1 protein-coding gene is annotated in these 279 nt (G+C 60.6%); it reads left to right on the top strand.

Going from position 1 to position 279, the window contains the following annotated elements; all coding sequences use genetic code 11:
* Positions 1-279, top strand: a 279-nt coding sequence (locus JYB63_RS23100; RefSeq protein ID WP_205660251.1) for an alpha-amylase family glycosyl hydrolase, incomplete at both ends; no start/stop codon positions are given.

Here is a 279-nt window from a genome sequence, read left to right as displayed (position 1 = left end):
CTGCCGTGCGACGGCTTCCGCCTCGACGCCGCCAAACACATTCCCGCCTGGTTCTTCAAAGAGTGGGCGGATCACGTGCGCGACAGCGCGCAGCGCGATCTGTTTATCGTCGCCGAATACTGGTCGCACGATCTCAGCGCGCTGCAACAATACATCGAGTTGGTGGACGGCAAAGTGATGCTGTTCGACGTGGCGCTGCACCTGAAGTTTCATCAGGCGTCAAAACAGGGCGACGGCTTCGACATGGCGCAGATCTTCACCGATACCCTGACCGCCGCC

This window comes from Aliamphritea spongicola, from assembly GCF_017051665.1.
GTDB classification, from domain to species: domain Bacteria; phylum Pseudomonadota; class Gammaproteobacteria; order Pseudomonadales; family Balneatricaceae; genus Amphritea; species Amphritea spongicola.
The sequence above is the reverse complement of the archived record's forward strand: the minus strand, read 5'-3'. Positions and strand labels throughout refer to the sequence as shown.